Annotated in this window: 1 protein-coding gene; it reads left to right on the forward strand. The window is 73.8% G+C overall.

Going from position 1 to position 1,161, the window contains the following annotated elements:
* Positions 1-111: 111 nt before the first annotated feature.
* Positions 112-1,161 (forward strand): transposase (locus ACIG5F_RS49265; RefSeq protein ID WP_396527286.1); only part of this gene is annotated, 1,050 nt, incomplete at its 3' end.

Below are 1,161 nucleotides of genomic sequence, written 5' to 3' on the forward strand. Positions count from 1 at the left end.
GCTTGTGTTTTAACCTTCGGGGTGGGTGACGGGGACCCCGGGTGATCACGGGTGCAGCCCTTGAGTGATCATGCTTCTTGTCTAGGGAAGAAGATCACAACAAGGGCTGCGGTGATCAGTGTGCACGAGACCGACCCGACCGGCGTCACCGGGGCCGCCAGCGCGGCCGACAGCGCGGCTGACGGCGCGGCGTTGACCACGCTGGTCGCGTTCCGGCAGGCCTTCCACGACTGCCTGACCCGACGAGCCGACGCGCTGTTCGAGCTGACCGACGCCCTGCTGTGCGCGCCCGGCCCGGTCACCTCGCTGGTCGAGCTGTCGCTGGCCGGCGAGCACCGCCGCGGCCACGGATCCCTCTACGACAGCCTCAACGCCGGCCGGATCGACGTGGACCAGATGCACAACCTCGTGGCCCGCCACCACATCCCGCGCGACACCGACGGGCGGATCGTGCTGGCCATCGACGTGTCCAACTGGCTGCGGCCGGGCGCGGACACCAGCCCCGAGCGGGCGTTCTGCCACACCTACACCCGCGGCCGGGGCACGCAGATGATCCCGGGCTGGCCCTACTCGTTCGTGGCCGCGCTGGAACCCGGACGCAGTTGCTGGACGGCGCTGCTGCACGCCCAGCGCCTCATGCCCGACGACGACGCCACCGCGGTGTCGGCCGCGCAGCTGCGCGTCGTGGTGTCCACGCTGATCGCGACGGGCCAGCACCGGCCGGGCGACCCCGAGATCTGGGTCCTGGCCGACAGCGGCTACCACAGCACCCGGCTGGCCGTGCTGCTGGCCGATCTGCCGGTGCGGCTGTTGGTGCGGATGCGCGCCGACCGGGTGCTGCGCCTGCCGGCGCCGCCCCCACGGCCGGGCCGGGTCGGCCGCCCGCCCCGGCACGGCCCGAAGTTCCGCTTCGACGACGTGAGGACCTGGTCCGCCCCGGCGCACCGCGCCACCACCGCCACCGACCGCTACGGTGAGGCCCGGGCGCAGTGCTGGCATCGGTTGCACGCCGCCCCGGCCCGCCGGGACGGCGGGGGCGGCGGGGGCGGGCGCACCGATCAGGCGCCGGTGGTGGAGGGCACGGTGATCCGGGTGCGGGTGGACCGGCTGCCCGGGCGGACCGGGCCACAACCGATGTGGCTGTGGTGCTCGGACCCCGAG

The sequence above is a fragment of the Kutzneria sp. NPDC052558 genome, from assembly GCF_044547355.1.
Classification (GTDB): domain Bacteria; phylum Actinomycetota; class Actinomycetes; order Mycobacteriales; family Pseudonocardiaceae; genus Kutzneria.